This window comes from Aestuariibaculum sediminum, assembly GCF_014596945.1.
Taxonomy (GTDB): domain Bacteria; phylum Bacteroidota; class Bacteroidia; order Flavobacteriales; family Flavobacteriaceae; genus Aestuariibaculum; species Aestuariibaculum sediminum.
Genome location: NZ_JACVXB010000005.1, coordinates 159,445 through 181,378 on the forward strand (window position 1 = coordinate 159,445; position 21,934 = coordinate 181,378).

At 36.1% G+C, this 21,934-nt stretch carries 15 protein-coding genes and 1 tRNA gene; 6 read left to right on the forward strand and 10 right to left on the reverse strand.

What is annotated here, in order from left to right; genetic code table 11:
* Positions 1-7 precede the first annotated feature (7 nt).
* The 5 genes from ilvA to ilvD form a co-directional block, all read right to left on the reverse strand.
* Entirely contained in the window at positions 8-1,273 is a 1,266-nt protein-coding gene (gene ilvA, locus ICJ83_RS12485) for a threonine ammonia-lyase IlvA (RefSeq protein ID WP_188230734.1), read from the reverse strand.
* A 37-nt stretch (positions 1,274-1,310) separates the two neighbouring features.
* Positions 1,311-2,786: a ketol-acid reductoisomerase gene (ilvC, locus tag ICJ83_RS12490; protein ID WP_188230735.1), complete on the reverse strand. Its 1,476-nt coding sequence runs from the start codon at positions 2,784-2,786 to the stop codon at positions 1,311-1,313.
* Positions 2,787-2,796: 10 nt separating this feature from the next.
* Positions 2,797-3,336 carry an acetolactate synthase small subunit gene (gene ilvN / locus ICJ83_RS12495; protein WP_188230736.1) on the reverse strand — a complete coding sequence of 180 codons (540 nt, stop codon included), beginning with the start codon at positions 3,334-3,336 and terminating at the stop codon, positions 2,797-2,799.
* A 121-nt stretch (positions 3,337-3,457) separates the two neighbouring features.
* Entirely contained in the window at positions 3,458-5,191 is a 1,734-nt protein-coding gene (gene ilvB, locus ICJ83_RS12500) for a biosynthetic-type acetolactate synthase large subunit (RefSeq protein WP_188230737.1), read from the reverse strand.
* A 41-nt stretch (positions 5,192-5,232) separates the two neighbouring features.
* Positions 5,233-6,918 carry a dihydroxy-acid dehydratase gene (gene ilvD, locus ICJ83_RS12505; RefSeq protein WP_188230738.1) on the reverse strand — a complete coding sequence of 562 codons (1,686 nt, stop codon included), beginning with the start codon at positions 6,916-6,918 and terminating at the stop codon, positions 5,233-5,235.
* Between the two features lie 635 nt (positions 6,919-7,553).
* Between ilvD and metK the strand changes: the two genes are divergently transcribed.
* Positions 7,554-8,807, forward strand: a complete 1,254-nt coding sequence (gene metK / locus ICJ83_RS12510; RefSeq protein ID WP_188230739.1) for a methionine adenosyltransferase — start codon at positions 7,554-7,556, stop codon at positions 8,805-8,807.
* 123 nt (positions 8,808-8,930) lie between these two features.
* Here the strand turns inward: metK and ICJ83_RS12515 are convergent.
* Both ICJ83_RS12515 and ICJ83_RS12520 read right to left on the reverse strand, forming a co-directional pair.
* Positions 8,931-9,012, reverse strand: a tRNA-Tyr gene (locus ICJ83_RS12515).
* Between the two features lie 137 nt (positions 9,013-9,149).
* A complete protein-coding gene (locus ICJ83_RS12520; RefSeq protein ID WP_188230740.1) occupies positions 9,150-9,965 on the reverse strand; it encodes a GLPGLI family protein in 816 nt (271 codons plus the stop codon).
* 238 nt (positions 9,966-10,203) lie between these two features.
* Between ICJ83_RS12520 and ICJ83_RS12525 the strand changes: the two genes are divergently transcribed.
* From ICJ83_RS12525 to ICJ83_RS12535, 3 genes are all read left to right on the forward strand, one after another.
* Positions 10,204-10,992 carry a hypothetical protein gene (locus ICJ83_RS12525; RefSeq protein WP_188230741.1) on the forward strand — a complete coding sequence of 263 codons (789 nt, stop codon included), beginning with the start codon at positions 10,204-10,206 and terminating at the stop codon, positions 10,990-10,992.
* A gap of 4 nt (positions 10,993-10,996) precedes the next feature.
* The gene (locus tag ICJ83_RS12530) at positions 10,997-11,611 is read left to right on the forward strand and encodes a deoxynucleoside kinase (protein WP_188230742.1); all 615 of its coding nucleotides are present in this window, start codon (positions 10,997-10,999) and stop codon (positions 11,609-11,611) included.
* 116 nt (positions 11,612-11,727) lie between these two features.
* Entirely contained in the window at positions 11,728-14,259 is a 2,532-nt protein-coding gene (locus ICJ83_RS12535) for a S9 family peptidase (RefSeq protein WP_188230743.1), read from the forward strand.
* Positions 14,260-14,346: 87 nt separating this feature from the next.
* Here the strand turns inward: ICJ83_RS12535 and ICJ83_RS12540 are convergent, their stop codons facing one another.
* Positions 14,347-16,734, reverse strand: a complete 2,388-nt coding sequence (locus ICJ83_RS12540) for a sodium-translocating pyrophosphatase (protein ID WP_188230744.1) — start codon at positions 16,732-16,734, stop codon at positions 14,347-14,349.
* A gap of 132 nt (positions 16,735-16,866) precedes the next feature.
* Positions 16,867-17,391 carry an inorganic diphosphatase gene (locus ICJ83_RS12545; protein WP_223154772.1) on the reverse strand — a complete coding sequence of 175 codons (525 nt, stop codon included), beginning with the start codon at positions 17,389-17,391 and terminating at the stop codon, positions 16,867-16,869.
* A 250-nt stretch (positions 17,392-17,641) separates the two neighbouring features.
* On the opposite strand from ICJ83_RS12545, the gene ICJ83_RS12550 reads away from it, so the two are divergent.
* Both ICJ83_RS12550 and ICJ83_RS12555 read left to right on the forward strand, forming a co-directional pair.
* The gene (locus ICJ83_RS12550; protein ID WP_188230745.1) at positions 17,642-19,870 is read left to right on the forward strand and encodes a M1 family metallopeptidase; all 2,229 of its coding nucleotides are present in this window, start codon (positions 17,642-17,644) and stop codon (positions 19,868-19,870) included.
* Between the two features lie 16 nt (positions 19,871-19,886).
* A complete protein-coding gene (locus ICJ83_RS12555) occupies positions 19,887-20,423 on the forward strand; it encodes a hypothetical protein (protein WP_188230746.1) in 537 nt (178 codons plus the stop codon).
* A 73-nt stretch (positions 20,424-20,496) separates the two neighbouring features.
* Here the strand turns inward: ICJ83_RS12555 and ICJ83_RS12560 are convergent, their stop codons facing one another.
* A complete protein-coding gene (locus tag ICJ83_RS12560) occupies positions 20,497-21,927 on the reverse strand; it encodes a TolC family protein (RefSeq protein WP_188230747.1) in 1,431 nt (476 codons plus the stop codon).
* Between the last annotated feature and the right edge of the window lie 7 nt (positions 21,928-21,934).

The following is a 21,934-nucleotide window of genomic DNA, read 5'->3' on the forward strand; positions in this document are numbered from 1 at the left end:
TCTTTTTTTACACTAAAAACTGAAACAAATCAGGTTTATTATTTAAATAATCTCCAAAGAAATTACGTTGCTTCATTTTGACTATTAAAGGCTCCAGATCAGATGAGGATTTCAATTGAATACCCACAACTGCAGACCCGTTTTCCCGATTGGTTTTTTTCGCATATTGAAAAAAAGTAATATCGTCGTTTGGCCCTAAAATATCAACTACAAATTCTCTCAGTGCTCCGGCACGCTGCGGAAACTTCACGATAAAATAATGTTTTAAATTGGCATATAACAAGGCTCGCTCTTTAATTTCAGCGGTGCGTGTAATATCATTATTACTTCCACTCACTACACAAACTACGTTCTTACCTTTAATCTGCTCAGCATAAAAATCTAAAGCAGAAATACTTAGTGCGCCAGCCGGCTCTACAACTATTGCATCCTTATTATAAAGCTCTAAAATGGTTTCGCAAACTTTACCTTCCGGCACTGTAATAACATCGTGTAAATTAGCTTTACAGATTTCAAAGGTTAAATCACCTACGCGCTTTACAGCTGCTCCATCAATAAATTTTTCAATTTCTTCTAATTCAGTATTAATACCATTTTCAATAGAGACTTTCATAGAAGGAGCGCCCTCGGGTTCAACCCCTATAATTTTGGTATTCGGCGATAAAGTTTTAAACACCGTTGAAAGTCCAGATGCTAATCCACCACCACCTATAGCAATAAAAACATAATCAATGGGCACGGTGGTTTGCTCTAAAATTTCAAGGCCAATGGTAGCCTGCCCCTCAATAACTTTTTCATCGTTAAAAGGATGTATAAATGTTTTTTGTTGCTCTTCACATTCTTTCATCGCTGCATTATTGGCATCATCGAATGTATCACCAATAAGTTTGATTTCAATGTAATCTTCGCCAAACATTTTAACCTGCTGTACCTTTTGATTAGGCGTTGGTGCAGGCATATAAATACTTCCCTTAATTTTTAATAATTTACAAGACAATGCTACCCCTTGCGCATGATTTCCAGCACTGGCGCATACCACACCATTAGCCGATTCTTCTTCGGTTAAAGAGCTTATTTTATTGTAAGCCCCCCTAATTTTATATGAACGAACCTGCTGAAGGTCTTCACGCTTCAAAAATATGTTCGCATCGAATTGTTTAGAATACCTAAAGGCAGGGCCTAAAGGCGTAACTGCCGATACCTGTTTAATGGTATCGGCAGCTACTTTAACATTATCTATACTAGGAAAATATGTGGTTTTCCCCTTTTCCATATATAATTTCTTTAATGTTTTGCTATCGCAAATTAAATTAAACGATTGGCTTCATTGCCGTCATCGATGCTCTTAAGAAAGCTCCAATTTTTTCTACTGGGTGTTCTCTTAGGGCTTTATTAACAGCAATTAACTTAGCATTATCTACACCTTTACCATTATCTGTAGCATATGCTTTTCCAATAACATCTGTGTCTATTTTAGTCATGAAATCTGCTAATAATGGCTTACATGCATGGTCGAATAAATAACAACCGTATTCAGCCGTATCAGAAATCACACTGTTCATTTCGTATAATTTACGTCTGGCAATAGTATTTGCAATAAGCGGCGTTTCGTGTAACGACTCGTAATAAGCCGATGCATCGATAATTCCAGAATCGGTCATAGCTTCAAAAGCTAACTCAACACCAGCTCTTACCATAGCTACCATTAACACACCGTTATCATAAAATTCTTGCTCAGAAATCTCAACATCACCAGCCGGAGTTTTTTCAAAAGCTGTTTCAGCAGTTGCTGCTCTCCATGTTAATAATTTCTCATCACCATTAGCCCAATCTTCCATCATACCACTAGAAAAGCGACCTTCCATAATGTCGTCCATATGTTTTTGGAATAAAGGACGCATAATATCTTTTAATTCTTCAGAAAGTTCGAACGCTTTAATTTTAGCTGGATTGGAAAGCCTGTCCATCATGTTAGTGATACCACCATATTTAAGACCTTCGGTAATGGTTTCCCACCCGTACTGGATTAATTTTGAAGCGTATCCTGGTTCAATACCTTTTTCAATCATTTTATCGAAACAAAGAATCGATCCTGTTTGTAATAACCCACACAAAATGGTTTGCTCACCCATTAAATCTGATTTCACCTCAGCTACGAATGATGATTCTAAGACACCAGCTCTGTCTCCACCTGTTGCCGCTGCGTAAGCTTTTGCTTGTGCCCATCCTTTTCCTTCTGGGTCATTTTCAGGGTGCACTGCAATTAAAGTTGGTACACCAAATCCTCTTTTATATTCTTCGCGAACCTCTGAACCTGGACACTTAGGCGCTACCATGATTACGGTTAAATCTTCACGAATTTGCGTTCCTTCTTCAACGATATTGAATCCGTGAGAATAGGATAATGTTGCTCCTTTTTTCATTAAAGGCATCACCGCTTTTACAACATTAGTATGTTGTTTATCTGGAGTTAAATTTAATACTAAATCTGCTGTTGGAATTAACTCTTCATAAGTACCTACATTAAATCCGTTATCGGTTGCGTTTACGTAAGATTTACGTTTTTCGGCAATGGCCTGTGGTCTTAAAGCATATGAAATATCCAAACCAGAATCTCTCATATTTAATCCCTGGTTTAATCCTTGCGCTCCACACCCAACGATAACAATTTTTTTGCCTTTTAATGCATTTACACCATCTTCAAATTCTGAAGAGTCCATAAATCTACACTTCGATAATTGGTCCAATTTATCTCTTAACGAAAGTGTGTTAAAATAATTTCCCATTTTTTAATTTCTAGTTATTATGATTATTGAATGCTAATAGCATATCGGTTACTCTCATTTCGTCTTTGGTTACAGCAATGCGACCTGCGCGAACAAACTGCATAATTCCAAATACATTTAAATCTCTGCGAAGCGCCTCAATTTCGTGTCGTCTACCCGATTTCTCTAAAACAAAAAATTCTTTGTTTACGGTTACAATTCTTGAGTTGCTTTCTTTTATAATATTTTGAATTTGAGGCTCTTCAAACAATAAATCCGATTTAATCTTAAACATACAAGACTCGGTATAAATGGTTTGTTCATCGGTATGATAATAGGCACGAATAACCTCAACCTGCTTTTCAAATTGTTTAACAATTTTTGCTGCCTGAGCTTCTGTCATATTCACCACAATTACAAATCGAAACACATCATCGATTTCAGATTGTGAGGTAGTTAAACTTTCAATATTTATGTGTCTACGCTGAAAAATAGCAGAAACGCGATTTAATAGACCGATGTTATTTTCGGTATATAGTGATATGGTATATGATTTTATTTCTTCGTTCATTTTTTAAAGATATTAGATTAAGATATTAGATTTTAGAAAAACGCATCTTCATCTTTTAGTTATAATTCTTTTATTATATTTTTTTAGCTAAATTTTCCAAATTCTAACGTCTAACCACTTTTTAACTTAAACGTACATCTGAAACCGACGCTCCTGTTGGCACCATCGGGAATACATTATCTTCTTTTTCTACACATACTTCAAGGAAATACGAGTCTTTCGAAGCAATCATTTCTTTAACAGCATCGGCCAATTCTTCACGTTTTGTTACACGCTTTGCATCGATATGATACCCTTTTGCTATGGTTACAAAATCAGGATTTGTCATTTCGGTTGAAGCGTAACGTTTATCAAAAAATAATTGTTGCCACTGGCGCACCATTCCTAAAAATTCATTATTTAAAACCACAATTTTCACCGGAACTTTGGTTTGAAAAATAGTACCCAACTCCTGAATATTCATTTGATAGCCTCCATCACCAATAATAGCAACAACTTCACGATCTGGCGCACCCATTTTTGCACCTATGGCTGCTGGCAAAGCAAATCCCATGGTACCCAATCCACCTGAAGTGATATTACTTTTTGTCACATTAAAATCGGCATAGCGACAAGCAATCATTTGGTGCTGACCAACATCGGAAACAATAGCTGCCTTACCTTTAGTTTCTTCATTTATCTGTCTTAATACTTCACCCATGGTTAAACCTTCTTTAACAGGGTGAATATCACCTTTAATTACTTTTTCAAATTCAATAGCATACAAGTCTTTAAATTTTTGTAACCAAGCATCGTGCGATTTAGCTTCCAATAGTGGAATTAGCTGTGCTAAACTATCTTTAGAATCGCCAACTACAGCCACATCGGTTTTCACATTTTTATCAATCTCGGCCGGATCTATATCAAAATGAATGACTTTTGCTTGAGTAGCATAGGTATCTAATTTTCCAGTTACACGGTCATCAAAACGCATTCCTATCGCAATAAGTACATCGCATTCGTTGGTTAATTTATTTGGCGCATAATTACCGTGCATTCCCACCATTCCAATATTTAAAGGATGTGAGGTAGGAATCGCTGAAGCCCCTAAAATAGTCCAAGCTGCAGGAATTCCGGCCTTTTCGATTACCGTTTTAAGCTCCTCTTCGGCCTGACCTAAAATAACACCTTGCCCCCAAACGATCATTGGTTTTTTAGCTGAGTTAATCAACTCTGCCGCAGCCTTAACATCATCAGGGTTTGTTTTTGGCACTGGAATATAGCTACGCACACCTTTACATGGCTCGTATTCAAAATCTAATTCGCCAATCTGTGCATCTTTAGTAATGTCAACAAGTACTGGCCCTGGGCGTCCGCTTTTTGCAATATAAAAGGCCTTAGCCAAAGCCTTAGGAATATCGGCTGCTTTGGTTACCTGGCAATTCCATTTTGTAACCGGCGTAGAGATACCAACAATATCGGTTTCCTGAAAAGCATCGCTTCCTAATAAATGAGAAAACACCTGACCTGTAATACAAACCAAAGGTGTAGAATCTATTTGTGCATCGGCAATACCTGTTACTAAGTTTGTGGCTCCCGGTCCTGAAGTAGCCATGGCCACACCAACTTTACCCGAAATACGTGCATACCCCTGAGCAGCATGCGCAGCCCCTTGTTCGTGTCGCGTTAATACATGATGAATTTGATCTTGAAACTTAAATAATTCATCGTAAACTGGCATGATAGCACCACCAGGGTACCCATAAAGAATATCAACACCTTCTGCGATTAAACTTCGTACTACGGCTTCGCTTCCTGAGATACGCATGGTTTTACTTGTTTCCGTTTTATTTTGTTTTATTATTTGTGAATCCATATTCCCAATTAAATTTTATGAGATTTCCGCTTTTGCAGAAACTAGAATGCATCGGTTACACAGCCTTTTGAAGCCGAAGCTACCGATCTTGCATATTTGTATAATATTCCTTTCTTGTGCTTTAATTCAGGTGCAACCCAAGCCGCTTTTCGTTTTGCTAATTCTTCTTCAGAAATCAACACATTAATCGAGTTGTCTTCTGCACTAATTCTTATTTTATCGCCAGTTTGCACTAATCCAATGGTGCCTCCAGTTTGTGCCTCTGGAGTAATATGTCCAACCACAAAACCGTGAGTTCCACCAGAAAAACGACCATCGGTAATTAAGGCCACCGATTTCCCTAAACCAGCTCCCATAATTAAAGAGGTTGGCTTTAACATTTCTGGCATACCTGGCCCTCCTTTTGGTCCTACATAACGAATAACGACCACATCTCCTTTTTCTACTTCTCCGTTAGAAATTCCAGTATTAGCTGCCTGCTCGCCATCAAACACAACCGCTTTTCCTTCGAAAACTAAACCTTCCTTTCCAGAAATTTTTGCTACGGCTCCTTCTTCGGCTAAATTTCCGTAAAGGATTTGCAAGTTCCCTGAGGATTTTAAAGCTTTATCTTTTGGATAAATAACGTCCTGATCATTTTCGAAAGAAATTGGCTCTACGTCCTTTAAATTTTCAGCCAATGTTTTTCCTGTAACAGTCATACAGTCACCGTGTAAATAGCCGTTATCCAATAAATATTTCATAACCGCTGGCGTTCCTCCTACACCATGTACATCTTCCATAAGATACTTACCACTTGGCTTTAAATCGGCAATTAAAGGAGTACGGTCGCTAACACGTTGAAAATCCTCTAAAGTAAATTCTATATCGGCCGCATGGGCTATAGCCAAGAAGTGCAATACAGCATTTGTAGAACCTCCTAACGCATTTACAATCGCAATGGCATTTTCAATAGATTCTTTTGTAATAATATCTAATGGTTTTAGATCTAGCTCTAGTAGGTTTTTAATTGCTATGGCTGTTCGCTCACTTTCCGATAATTTATTAGGATTTTCGGCTGGAATAGATGAATTGTAAGGTAAAGCAAGCCCCATACATTCTATAGCCGAAGCCATAGTATTAGCAGTATACATACCTCCACAAGCACCTGCACCAGGAATGGCGCGTTTAATAATTTCACGGTATTCTTCTTCATCTATTTCACCTGCAACTTTCTGTCCTAAAGCTTCAAAAGCAGAAACAATATTTAATTTTCTTCCTTTGTAGTTTCCTGAGGCAATAGTTCCGCCGTACATCATAATAGACGGACGGTTTAATCGCAGCATAGCGATAATAGCACCTGGCATATTTTTATCACAACCTACCACAGAGATTAATGCGTCATAGCTTTGGGCATTCATAACTGTTTCAATAGAATCGGCAATGATATCGCGAGAAGCTAAAGAATAATTCATTCCTGAAGTTCCCATAGAAATACCGTCGCTTACACCAATGGTATTAAACCCTAAACCAACTAATCCGGCAATATTACATTCAATTTTAATCTCCTTAGCTAAATTATTTAAATGCATATTACATGGGTTACCATCGTAACCGGTACTTGCAATACCCACTTGAGCTTTATTCATATCTTCATCGGTCAATCCTACTGCATAAAGCATGGCTTGAGAAGCTGGTTGAGATTCATCCTGTGTAAGTCGCTTACTGTATTTATTAAGTTCTTTCATTTTTATTAAAGATATTCTACAATCTATCCTTTATTATATTTGATACTTTATATATTTAAGATTTATTTTAGAGATAATACACCCGTAAAACTAAGCTTCGAAAGTAACTCTTTAGGTTTTTATATCTCATTTTCATTCATTTTTAAGGTTAAATTCATTACAACCAAAAAACACATAAATATTTGTTTTTCAGTTGTTTAGACTGAAATTTTTATGATGTTCAAAAATTTAAATATTCATACAAAAAAAGCCTCCCAATTCTGGAAGGCTCTATATATTCTTATAAACATTTTAAATATAGCCTTCCTATCCTTGTGAAATAATCACAATGACAATAATAGAAATGCTAATTAAAATTTGGTTTTTCATAATGCTTAAAGCAGCAAATATTTAAAAATTTTATTTAACTACCAATTAAATCCTTAAAAAAAACAAAACAAAGGCCTTATTACTTTTTATTTTTTTTACTTTTGCCCTCTAAAATAACAGAGGAAAGATTTGACTGATTGCAACCTCTTTCAAATATAACAAAGTTGTATTTGAGATGCCGTTAAACATACGGCATGAAAAATGCTAAAGGCAGTGTAAACTTCCTTCGACGTTTATCCGTCAAATCTAAGTATAAAAACAGTTTTATGGCATATTTATTTACTTCGGAAAGTGTTTCTGAAGGGCACCCAGATAAGGTCGCAGACCAAATTAGTGATGCTTTAATCGATCATTTTTTAGCTTTCGATAAGGAATCTAAAGTAGCATGTGAAACACTAGTTACAACAGGTCAGGTGGTTTTAGCCGGCGAGGTAAAATCGCATACCTATTTAGATGTTCAAAAAATCGCAAGAGACACCATTAATAACATTGGTTACACCAAAGGCGAATATATGTTTGATGGTAATTCATGTGGTGTGTTTTCGGCCATACACGAACAATCTGATGATATTAACAGAGGTGTAGACCGCGCTTCAAAAGAAGAACAAGGCGCAGGAGACCAAGGCATGATGTTCGGTTACGCTACTAATGAAACCGAAAATTTTATGCCTTTAGCTTTAGATTTATCGCATAGAATTTTAAAAGAACTCTCTGAATTACGGAGAGAAAATAAAGATATTACTTATTTAAGACCCGACTCTAAAAGTCAGGTAACCATAGAGTATAGTGACGATAATATTCCACAGCGCATTGATGCTATTGTAGTTTCCACTCAGCACGATGATTTTGCCGATGATGATACCATGCTTGCGAAAATTAGAAAAGATATAGTTGACATTTTAATTCCTCGCGTGGTAGCTAAATTACCAGAACAAATTCAAGCATTATTTAATGAAGATATTAAATACCATATTAACCCGACTGGTAAATTTGTAATTGGCGGCCCTCATGGAGACACCGGACTTACGGGACGTAAAATTATTGTGGACACTTATGGCGGTAAAGGCGCACACGGAGGTGGAGCCTTTTCTGGAAAAGACCCAAGCAAAGTAGACCGTAGTGCTGCATATGCAACACGCCATATTGCGAAAAATTTAGTTGCTGCAGGTGTTGCCGATGAAATTTTAGTTCAGGTAAGTTATGCGATTGGTGTGGTTGAACCAATGGGTATTTTTATTAATACCTACGGCACTTGCCCGTTTAACATGACGGATGGTGAAATTGCTGAAAAGGTTTCTGAAATTTTCGACATGAGACCTTTCGCTATAGAAGAACGCTTAAAACTTAGAAACCCTATATATAGTGAAACTGCTGCTTACGGACACATGGGACGCACCAATGAGGTCGTAACAAAAACATTCTCGCAGCCAACAGGCGAAAGTGTTACTTTGGATGTAGAGTTATTTACTTGGGAAAAATTAGATTATGTGGATAAAATAAAAGAAGCTTTTAACCTATAATTTAATTTCATAAAAAAATGTAAACGCCATTAGAAGTATTCTGATGGCGTTTTTTATTATACGGATTAAAAATCTAAATTTACTGAAATAAAAAAGCCTGCATGAGCAGGCTTTTCAGTTTTGTGGGAAGAGCAGGATTCGAACCTGCGAAGACATAGTCAGCAGATTTACAGTCTGCCCTCGTTGGCCGCTTGAGTATCTTCCCAAAACCGGCTGCAAATATATCACAGATTATTATATTAAACAACACAAATTTCATGCATTTTAAAAAAAATATTCAAAACCATAATTAACAACAGTTTAGAAATTCATTTTTTTCAACTTTGCCCAATTCCTCACCTCTTAAAACCTGCGATCACCACGACGCTCTCTAAATTGCGCCCTCATTTCTTCGGTTTTCTTAATTTTTAAGGCATCAAACTCTTCTCGTGTAATTTCTTTTCCCTTTGATGGTTTTTCTAAATCTATTCCTTCCGGAGGATTCATTACTATTTTATTGCAGTATAAAGTTTTATTCTCTTCTGTTATTTCTAGAATTAAACCTGGTAACCCCCAATAATCACCTGGCCCCATATTTACCGGTAATTGCAAGGTATACCACGCCTCAACCTCAACTTCCTTCATTTCTTTAGGCTCTTCACCTTCAGAGTTTCTTCTAAAACTTTCGAACCCGATGTTAGGCATCATACGTTTTGCTGTAGCTTTTAAACATATATAATCGCCAATTTTCTTCGATTCATTGGTCATTTTCCATTCCAATTTTGGCAATTCATCTTTTATCAAAAATTGTTTTCCAAAAAACTCTTGATCCTGAACCAATAAATTTTCTTTTGTATTCTTGTATTTAGGGCCGTTATTAAAACTATTCATCATACCCCGCCAACGATTACCTTCAGATGATTCATTTTCCACCTGCCTATACATAGATTCGGTTTGATTAAACATTAATGTATAAGATTTATCTAGCATGTTTTTCATGCGCTCTACAATACGTTTTTGTCGCTCCGGATCCATATTACCATCACCAAAACGAGTAGGATCTATACTTGTACTGGACGAATAATAAGCGATGGCTTGAAAATCTTTTTGCGCCATAGACTTTTGCATGAACACTAAGGCCAACCCAAGAAATATAATTTTTAAATGATTCTTTTTCATACGTTACTATTGAATTAGGTTTTTTAGTAAGACATTAAATATAGAATTAAGTTTAATCGAACTGTGTTAAATTATCCCTAAACTATGTGGCTAGTTATTTATCTTCAAACCAGTAGCTGTTATAATTTATAGAAAAACTTACCTTTTTTTGTATTTTTACTCTCCACACAAAATTAAACATGGTAAATACGCGCCATCAATTGTAATATTTACCAAACTACTAAACAATAAACATTAAATGAAACACCTCAAATACCTGCTCACCTTTATAACGCTATCGACATTTTCACAAGAATTTATTAATTCATCATTTATTAAAGAGATACCTTTAGAAGCCGACAGATTTATTGGTGTAAGTAATTTTGAAGACACCTATTATATATATGACAATGTGCTTTTTAAAAAAGCTAAAAACTCCAAAGGCATTGATGTAGGCTATAATAATTTCCAGTTAGGAAACATTACCTCTGTGAACACATTTAATCCTTTAAAAATAAACTTATTCTACAAAGATTTCAATACGGTAATAATTCTTGATAATCGTATGGCTGAAATATACAAGATTGATTTTAATAGTTTAAAAGAACAAAAATATGTTACCCATGTTTCAACTGGTTTCGATAACACGATATGGGTATTTAACCAAAACACGCAACAGCTGGAATTATTCGATTATAAAACACTTACAACACGCGTAAAATCGACTCCTATACAAAGTCCTGTTTTAGATATTAAAAGCAACTACAATACGTGCTGGGTTTTAACCGAAGCGCATTTATATGTTTACAATTATTTTGGAAGCCTCATAAAAAAAATTAACAACCAAGGCTTCAGTATCTTGCAACAAAGCAACGAAAATATAACTTTAAAGAAAGACAATGCTCTATTTTATTTGGAGCATGAATCAGATGAAATTATTCCTGTTAAATTACCAAATTTGTTAATAAATGAGTTTTATGTAACCAATGAAACCTTGTATATTTACAACAACGAAACCCTACACGAATACCATTTAAAAATCAACTAAAGTTATGCATATAGCTATTGCCGGAAATATTGGCGCTGGAAAAACCACACTTACAAAATTACTTGCAAAACACTACCATTGGGAAGCACAACTAGAAGATGTTGTAGACAACCCCTATTTAGACGATTTTTATAACCAAATGGAACGCTGGAGTTTCAACTTACAAGTATACTTTTTAAACAGTCGTTTCCGTCAAATATTACAAATTCGTGAAAGCGGAAAAGATATTATACAAGACCGAACCATATACGAAGATGCACATATTTTTGCGCCTAATCTTCATGCTATGGGCTTAATGACAAATCGTGATTTTGAAAATTACCGTTCGCTTTTCGATTTAATGGAATCCTTAGTTCAGGGCCCCGATATTTTAATATACTTAAGAAGCTCTATTCCTAATTTAGTATCTCAAATCCAAAAACGTGGTCGCGAATACGAAAACTCTATCAGCATTGACTATTTAAGTCGATTAAACGAACGCTATGAAGCCTGGATACACGGTTATAACAAAGGCAAATTATTAATAATTGATGTCGACAAATTAGACTTTGTATCGAACCCTGAAGACTTAGGGCATGTTATAAACACTATTGATGCCGAAATAAACGGTTTATTTTAGACAACACTTCAAACCAATTATCTACTAACTATTAAGGTTTTAACATTTAATTACCATTTTTAACGTTAGCGAATTAATATTTTCGTGGCTTATTAAACACTCGATTAATTTAACCCATGAAAAAAATTACACTAATGGTTTTGTTTGCTTTAATAGCAAACATTGCTAGGGCTCAGGATCAGACTGAAAAAATAACTCCAACGCCCAATTACAAATTAGCCACCAAGTTTTCACCACGAAATCTTGCCAAAATGGTACATTCAACAAAAGTGAGCCCGCATTGGCTGGAGAACGGCAATCGCTTTTGGTACCAATACAAGACAACCGAAGGCTCAAATTATTACATTGTTGATGCCGACAAAAAAACCAAAAAGAAACTCTTCGATAATGCTAAAATGGCCAAATGGTTAACCGAGATTACAAAAGACCCTTACGATGCGAAGCATTTACCTCGATTTAATTTTGAATTTGTTGACAACGATACTGCAATACGTTTCAAGATAACCTCAAATGAAGAGGTTGAAGTTGTTGAAGAGGAAAAACAAACAAAAAACACAGACACCACGCAAACAGACTCTTTAAAATCTAAAAAAGAAATAAAGAAAGCTCCAAAAATGGAGAAGAAAAAATACTATTTAGAATACAAATTAGGAGCTAATGGTTTAACAATTTTAGAAAACGAAAAAGACAAAAAAGAACCATGGAAAAAATGGGCTAATGTCGCTCCGGATAGTACAGTGGTTTTATATTCAAAAAACCACAATTTGTATTGGATGGACAAAGAAAACTTTCTAAAAATAGTTAAAAACCCAAAAGATACGACAGTAGTAGAACACCAGTGGACCACCGATGGTGTTAGATATTATGGTTATGGAGGCAGCGACAAGGAAGAAAGCAATCCAACAAAACCAACAGACACGACCAAAAAGGAAGCTATTTCTGGTTATTGGTCGCACAACTCGAAAAAATTTATTTTCAAGAGAAACGATTCCAGACACATAAAAGATTTATGGGTAATCAACTCGGTTGCCAAAGGACGACCAACACTAGAAACCTACAAATATCACATGGCTGGCGAGCCTGAATTTTATAAAAGCAAATTGTTAATTTTCGACATAGCTTCTAAAGATATTACAACAGTACAAACCGATAGCACGACGCAGCAAACCCTTGCCGTTTATTCCCATAAATACAAGAAGAACGATAAATCGGAACATAAACCTCGATTATTGTTATCTAAAAAAGATAAAATTTATTTTAGTTCGGTAAGTCGCGACCGAAAAAAGCTTGACATTCACGTCGCCGATATAAACACAGGAGAAGTAAAAACCTTAATTGAAGATCATTTTAACACATTTGTAGATAAAAAAGATATTGTTTTACTAAATAACGAATCTGAAATACTACACTGGTCGGAACGTGACGGATGGGCACATTTTTATTTATATGATGCCAGCGGTAAATTAAAAAACCAAGTAACCACAGGAGAATTTCATGTTGAAAATTTCCTGGGAATTGATGAAAATACGCGTCAAATATTCTTTACCGCCACAGGAGTCAATAAAGATGAAGATCCTTACTACGAACATTTATACAAAGTAAATCTTAACGGCAGTGGCCTTAAATGTTTAAACGAAGGCGACTATAACACAGAAATCGACTTATCTGCATCTAACCAATACTTTGTTAGCAACTACTCTAGGGTAAATACGGTGCCAAAATCGGAACTTAGAAATAGTAACGGATCGGTTATTTTGAATTTAGAAGAAGCCGATTTATCGCAACTTATGGCTTCAGGATACAAATTCCCAGAGCCCTTTAAGGTAAAAGCTGCCGACGGCATTACCGATTTATACGGGGTTATATACAAACCTTTCGATTTCGATGAAACCAAAACCTATCCAATTCTGGAATATGTTTATCCAGGACCTCAAACCGAAGCAGTAAACAAATCTTTTTCAGTTAGCATGCATAATACCGACCGTATGGCTCAAGTAGGGTTTATTGTAATTACCGTTGGAAATCGTGGTGGACACCCATCACGTTCAAAATGGTATCACACCTATGGTTACGGCAATTTAAGAGATTATGGCTTGGAAGATAAGAAATACGTAGCCGAGCAGTTAGCCGACCAATACAGCTACATCGATATCGACAAAGTTGGTATATACGGTCACTCTGGAGGTGGATTTATGTCTACTGCTGCCATGCTGGTATACCCTGACTTTTTTAAAGTAGCTGTATCTTCTGCAGGTAATCACGACAACACCATTTACAACAGTTGGTGGAGTGAAACGCATCATGGTATTAAAGAAGTAAAAGGAAAAGGCGACAACATTTCTTTTAAATACGACATAGACAAAAATCAGTCGTTGGCCAGAAATCTTAAGGGTAAACTCATGCTTGTAACAGGTGATATTGACAATAATGTACACCCCGCCTCGACCATTCGTGTTGCTGATGCTTTAATAAAAGCAAATAAAAGATTCGATTTTATGATTATGCCAGGACAGCGTCATGGCTTTAGCTATATGTATGAATATTTCTTTTGGTTAAAAGCCGACTATTTCAGCAAACATTTATTAGGCGTTGAAGTTACTGATACAGACATAAAAGAGATTAACATCGACATACCCAGAAAACGTTAAAACTCACCAATTCTTAAGGTGAAAATATATAAAAAAAAGCCACACCTAAAAAGGTGTGGCTTTTTTTTATATAATTAAGATTACAAATTAACCTTCAGCTTCAATTTCAATCTCTTTACTTATTTTTTTTACATGAATAGCTTGTGCTTCATTATTAGATAACTCGTCGATACTGGCTTGAACCTGAGCTTCACTTCCTTCGAAAGTTTCATAAGTTGTCGATGTTTCACCATTTGAAGTCGACACAGTAGTTACTATAGCTTTAACAGTACCATCTTCGTTATCCGTCATACTCACATTTATTTCTTTTGCTGCATCTAATTGGTTTTCAGCGTAAGCGGTATCACCATCTAATGATAACGCAATACTAGGAGCAATAACCAATGCAACAACACTCATCAGTTTTAATAAAATATTTAATGACGGGCCAGATGTATCTTTAAACGGGTCTCCTACAGTATCACCTACTACAGCAGCCTTATGTGCATCACTTCCTTTTCTTCCTTGCTCTTCAATAGTCTTTTTAGCATTATCCCATGCGCCACCAGCATTGGACTGGAAAATGGCCATAAGCACACCACAAGTGGTTACACCTGCCAATAAACCTCCAAGCATTTCGGCTCCTCCAATAAAACCAACAGCTACAGGTACAGCAATAGCTAGTAAACCAGGTAAAACCATTTCTTTAATTGAGGCTTGGGTTGAAATAGCCACACATTTTTCGTATTCTGCCAAACCATCGGCTTCATCAAATATTTTTCTATCAGCTTCAGAAGCCTTAGTCATATCTGAATCGTATTTACGCATCACTTCTAATGCCGCTTTCAATTGAGGAATATCTCTAAACTGACGACGCACCTCTTCAATCATAGCCATAGCCGCACGCCCTACAGCATTCATTGATAACGCTGAAAACACAAATGGCAACATACCACCAACTAATAATCCCGCCATAATATCTGGCTGAGATACATCGATAGCAGTAACATTTGCCGTTTCCATAAACGCCGCAAATAAAGCTAATGCCGTTAAAGCTGCGGAAGCGATAGCAAATCCCTTTCCAATAGCTGCAGTTGTATTACCCACAGCATCTAATTTATCGGTACGTTCACGTACTTCGCTAGGTAATTCAGCCATCTCGGCAATACCTCCAGCATTATCTGAAATTGGCCCGTATGCATCTACTGCAAGCTGAATTCCTGTATTGGCTAACATACCAACGGCTGCAATAGCAATACCATATAACCCCGCAAAATAATGTGCCACTAAAATTGCTGCAGCAATTAAAAGTATAGGTATCATGGTAGACATCATACCTATACCTAAACCAGCAATAATGTTGGTTGCCGACCCTGTTTCAGATTGCCTAACAATAGAATTTACTGGTTTTTTACCCGTTCCTGTATAATACTCTGTTACTTTACCTACTAGTAATCCAGCAACTAATCCTGCGATAGTAGCCCAAAACACACCCATGGCTGTATATTCTATACCTTTAAACACATACGATTCTGGTAAAAGGGCATTAATTATAAAATACGACGCCACAACCATTAGGCCCGCAGAGCCAAACTCACCAATATTTAATGCTGATTGTGGATTACCTCCCTCTTTTACTTTCACAAAAAAGGTCCCTATAATTGACATTAAAATTCCAATAGCAGCCAATACCAAAGGTAAATACACAGCACCAAGGCCATTAAAATCGGTTGTTGTTATTAAAGCCCCAAGAACCATAGTACCTATAATAGATCCTACATACGATTCGAATAAATCGGCCCCCATTCCAGCTACATCACCCACATTATCACCTACATTATCGGCAATAGTTGCAGGATTCAAAGGATGATCTTCTGGAATACCAGCTTCAACCTTACCTACTAAATCGGCGCCCACATCGGCAGCTTTGGTATAAATACCTCCACCAACACGCGCAAATAATGCGATAGATGAAGCTCCAAGTGAAAAGCCTGAAAGTACATTAAGCACTTCATTTATACCCCAGCCCATTTCGCTGTAAATCAAAAATAAGCCACTTAATCCTAGTACACCAAGCCCTACTACACCTAAGCCCATTACAGCACCTCCTGCAAAGGCTACTTCAAGCGCTTTACCTAAGGACGTTCTTGCTGCACTCGTTGTTCTTACATTTGCTTTAGTAGCTACTTTCATACCTATAAAACCGGCCATAGCAGAGCAAATGGCTCCGACAATAAATGAAACTGCAACCATGCCATTGGAGCCTTCTTCAGAGCTTCCTTTAAAGAAAAGCAAAATGGCAACTGCAATAACAAATACTGATAATATTTTATATTCAGCTTTGAGAAAAGACATAGCCCCATCGGCTATATTTTTGGCGATTTTAATCATTTTTTCATTGCCCTGATCCTGTTTCGAGACCCAGGCACTTTTAATAAATACAAATACTAATGCCAATACCCCAAAAAGCGGTAGAAAGTTCACTATTAATTCCATATTAGTTCGTTGGTTTTAGTTAATAAAAATTTTTAATTCCGCTAAAAATAGGAAAATATAAGTGATAAAAAAAGCCACCTTTAATTAAAGATGGCTCATATAATGATAGGAAATATTATTAATCTAATAATACTAGATAGTAAACGTTCTCTTTTTCTTATGATCGCTTTCCTCGTAACGTTTTACACACTCGTGATAAATTCTAACGGCATCTTCGGCATTACCCCATCCACCTGTATCTACTTTCTTTTTTTCTAAATCTTTGTAAACCTGAAAAAAGTGCTCAATTTCTTTTAATCTGTGCGGATTTAAATCACTGATATCCATCTTTTTACTCCAAATCGGATCAGATACAGGTACACAAATAACTTTTTCATCCGGCCCTTTTTCGTCGGTCATGTAAAACACACCAATTGGTCTAACTTCCATAACCACCATTGGATATGTTGGCTGATGTCCTAATACTAAAACATCTAAAGGATCTTGATCTAATGCTAAAGTTTCTGGAATAAAACCGTAATCACCAGGATACATCATAGATGAAAACAACATGCGATCAAATCGGATTTTGTGTAATGTAAAATCGTACTCGTATTTATTTCTACTTCCCTTAGGGATTTCAATTAAAACATCAAATGTTACTTGCTCGTTACTCATTATAATTCGTATTTAGTCGTGCAAATGTACTGAACACTGATGCATTAAGCAACAATTCGTTAGTATTTATAATGATAATTTAAACTAAAACGTTTGAACTCTTTTTCTTATAGAATTCAATATTTTATTCATGAATATAATCTCATAATAATAGTTTATAAATTTTTGTAATAATTGCTTTTCAAATCATTACTAAACAACTAAAACAATTCATTATATTGTAGTTTCATTGTGACTAATTTAAATTATTATGCGTTTACATTACTTAATAATAAGTGTAGTTTGTACAATCTTTAGTACGTATGCACAAACTAAACCATGGCAAGGCAAATTTGAGCCTATTGATCATATGATAGCTCCGCCAAACACCTATCGAACTGCGAGTGGTGCTCCGGGGCATGACTACTGGCAGCAACGCGCAGACTACCAAATTAAAGCAACCATTAACGAAAAAACTAACGTACTTACCGGCGACGAAACTATAACCTACCATAATAATTCACCCGATGACTTAAATTATTTATGGATTCAGTTAGAGCAAAATATCAATAAAAAAGAAAATCCAGATTTTGGAGATATTAAAGGAAATATTCAGGAGAATATGAGTGCCCGACAAATGCAGTTTCTTACCAGAGCTATCGATTTTCCTGCCGGGTATTCTATACGATATATTAACGACGCTTCTGGAAATCCTTTAAAAGCATTGGTTAACAACACCATGATGAAAGTTATTCTTAGTACACCTTTAAAATCGGGGGATTCCATGAGTTTTTCTTTAGGTTGGTCTTACCCGATTACCGACAGAAGCATGTTTTTACTGTCTCGCGAGGGTTATGAATACTTCCCCGAAGACAACAATTCTATTTACTTAATCGCGCATTGGTTTCCTAGAATGGCCGTATACAACGATACCGAAGGCTGGCAAAATCAGCAATTCAGGCGACTTGGAGAATTCGCATTAGAATTTGGAGATTACGATGTTGAAATAACCGTTCCCGACGATCATATTATTGCAGCAACAGGAGAGCTTCAAAACCCTGAAAATGTTTTAACAAAAACACAACGCCAGAGGTTAGAAAAAGCGAAATCATCATTTGAAAAACCACTTCTAATCATCAATAAAGGTGAAGCCGAGGCCAATGAAAAAAAGAGGAGTTCAAAAACTATCACATGGAAATTTAAAGCCAAAAATGTTAGAGATTTTGCTTTTGCATCCTCCAGAAAATTTATGTGGGATGCACAGGCTGTTAAACTTGAAACCCATACGGTTATGGCCATGTCGTTTTTCCCGAAAGAAGGTCTTCCTGTATGGCACGAAGAATCGACTAAGGCGGTTAAAAATGCTTTAGAAGTGTACTCCGAAGCTACTTTCGAGTACCCGTACCCTGTTGCTATTTCGGTAAACACTTCTAATGTGGGCATGGAATTCCCTATGATAAGTTTTAATGGTGGACGACCAAAAGATGGTAAAATGAGTGATGCCGCAAAACAAGGTATGATAGGAACAATTGTTCATGAAGTTGGACATATCTGGTTCCCTATGATTGTAAGCAGCGATGAGCGCAAATGGATGTGGATGGACGAAGGCTTAAATACCTTTTTACACCAACGTACCATAGCCGAACGCTATCCAGAATTCAGCCATACAACACCCAAAAGTATTGTACCGTTTATGAGTGGTGATAAAAATATTCTACGCCCAATAATGACAACTTCCGACAATGAATTACTAAAGCAATTTGGAAACAACTTTTATCAAAAGCCTACAGTGGGACTGCAAATGCTGCGCCATTCTATAATTGGTAAAGAATTATTTGATCAGGCATTCAAAGAGTATGCGAATCGCTGGAAATACAAACACCCCAATCCTGGTGATTTGTTCAGAACCCTTGGAGATGCTACCGCAACCGATTTAGATTGGTTTTTTAGAGGTTGGTTTTTTACTACAGACCACGTAGACATGGAATTAAGCAACGTAAAATGGTACAAAGTATATGAAGAAAACCTAAACATTGAAGACCAACAAAAGAAAAAATCGGTTAAAATAGAAGGCAACAGTGTCGCAGAACAAGCAAAAGACTTTTCGAACGGACCTGATACTATTACCGTAACAAATTCGTCTGATGGTGAATATGGAGGGTTTTTATCCAGACTTGATGATGCTGAAGTGCGCAAACAACTTAAAAATAAAAACATTTACGACGTTACTATAAAGAATATAGGAGGCCTAATCATGCCCGTTACCATTGAATGGATATATACGGATGGAACTTCTGAAATAGAAAAACTACCTGCCGACATTTGGCGTCTTAATGAATACGAAGTTACTAAAACCTTTGTCAAAGAAAAAGAAGTTAAATCCCTGAATTTAGACCCAAATTTTGAATTTGCTGATACCGATATGACCAACAACAGTTTTCCGAAAACAGAAAATAAATCGGATTTCGATAGTTTTAAGGAAAATCTGAGATCTAATTAAACAAATCCCAAATTATATGAACACTAAACCTTTAAAACTATTATTCATCTTCACTTGTTTTATTCTATTACAAAATTGTGGTGGAGCGAAAGATGATGACTGTACAAAAGAAGCAAAAATTACAAATTATTACTACGTTAACAATCAATCCTATAGCTATGAAAGTACCATTGAAATCCCTTGCGACTTTCCTGATCCTGAACCTGTAGAAATTGACATTCCTATTTTAGATAACTTTACTTATGAAATTATTAGCTTTATTTATACCAAAGACACAGGCAATAACACATCTCGGTTACAGTTTGAAATAAAATTAATAAACAATAACGATTTTGCTGTTGAAGGTGTTCCTGTTATAACCATGAAAACTCCCGAATTAGAATTTTCATCGAATTATTATGCTTCAAAGTCACCTAATAATTGTTATAAACTCGATGCAAACTCATCGTGCACTTTAAGTTACGACGAAGAAGCATCATTAGATTTAGGTGTATCAAATTCTATAGAAATTATTAATGTAGAATATTATTTAACCAAAAAAATTTCTTCTTAAAAAATAACAAAACCCCAAAAAGTAAAAGCTTTTTGGGGTTTACAATCAAACACTATTAACCAATTAGGGAGGGTTAATTCCAGCCACCCCCGAGAGCACGGTACATATTAACCATGGCATTCATTTGTTCTTTTTTAGTTTCTACCATTTCAAACTTCGATTCTAATGCTTCGCGTTGCACCAGCAACACTTCTAAATAATCAGCACGCGCCGATTTAAACAAAGTATTCGAAATATCAATTGAACGGGTAAGTGCATCCACTTTCGATGATTTTAAAGCGTAACTTTTATCAAGATTATCAATTTTAGACAACTGATTTACCACTTCCAGATACGCATTTAAAACGGCACGCTCGTAATTAAAAACCGCTTGTACTTGTTTGGCATTCGCATTATAATAGGCTGCTTTAATTTCATTTCTGTTAATTAACGGCCCCGCAATATCCCCTACTATAGAATACAATAACGATTCTGGCGTTTCGGTTAATAATGAAGGTTTAAAGGACTCTAAACATATACCTGCCGAAATACCAAGTGATGGATAAAACCTCGCTTTAGCCACTTTTACATCCAACTTGGCTGCTTCGAGCTCCATTTCTGCCTGACGAATATCCGGACGGTTTTCTAACAATTGAGTAGGTACACCCACTGCTAAATGTTCAGGTATTAAATCATAAAAAGACTCTGAACTTCGTAACACTGGCTGCGGAAATCGACCAACCAAAAAGTTAATATTATTTTCTGTTTCTACAATTTGCTGTTTAATATCGAATTGTAAACTTTGTGTGTGCATAACCTCTGCCTCAAAGCGTTTCACTGCTAACTCGGTAACGCGGGCTGCCTGTTTTTGTAGTTTTACAATTTTTAAGGCATTGGTTTGAATTTTGATATTTTCTTCAACAATCTTTAATTGATTATCTAACGCTAATAACTCATAATACGACTTCGCTATCTCTGAAATTAAATTGGTTACCAGAAAATTTCGCCCCTCTACTGAAGCAATATACCTCTTATAAGCAGCCTTCTTTGCGTTTCTTAATTTTTTCCAGACATCCAATTCCCAACGTGCCTGAAGTGCTAATCCGAAATTTGGCAGAAGCTCAGGAAATTCTTCTCCTGGTCTTATATCGGTAGTAGCATCGTTGGCTCCCTGACTCGTATAGCGCCCCACTTTTTCAACTTCAGCACCCGCATTAAAATTCACAAAAGGCAAATATTCTCCCTTTTTAGCGCTAACCTCATTACGGGCAATGTCTATTTCCTGCAACGTAATATTCAACTCCTGATTATTTTTAAGAGCAGTATCAATTAAAACATTTAAATACGGATCGATAAAATACTCTTGCCATTTTATCTGGGCAGTATTGACAGTATCGACCGGTTGATTTGTAAATTGCTCCGGAACATCTTTATGCCCTTTAACCACATCTATAGCAGGCACACAAGAAAAAAGAGTAGTTAAAACGATTACACCGATTAATGTTATTTTTTTATAATGTAACATATCTATT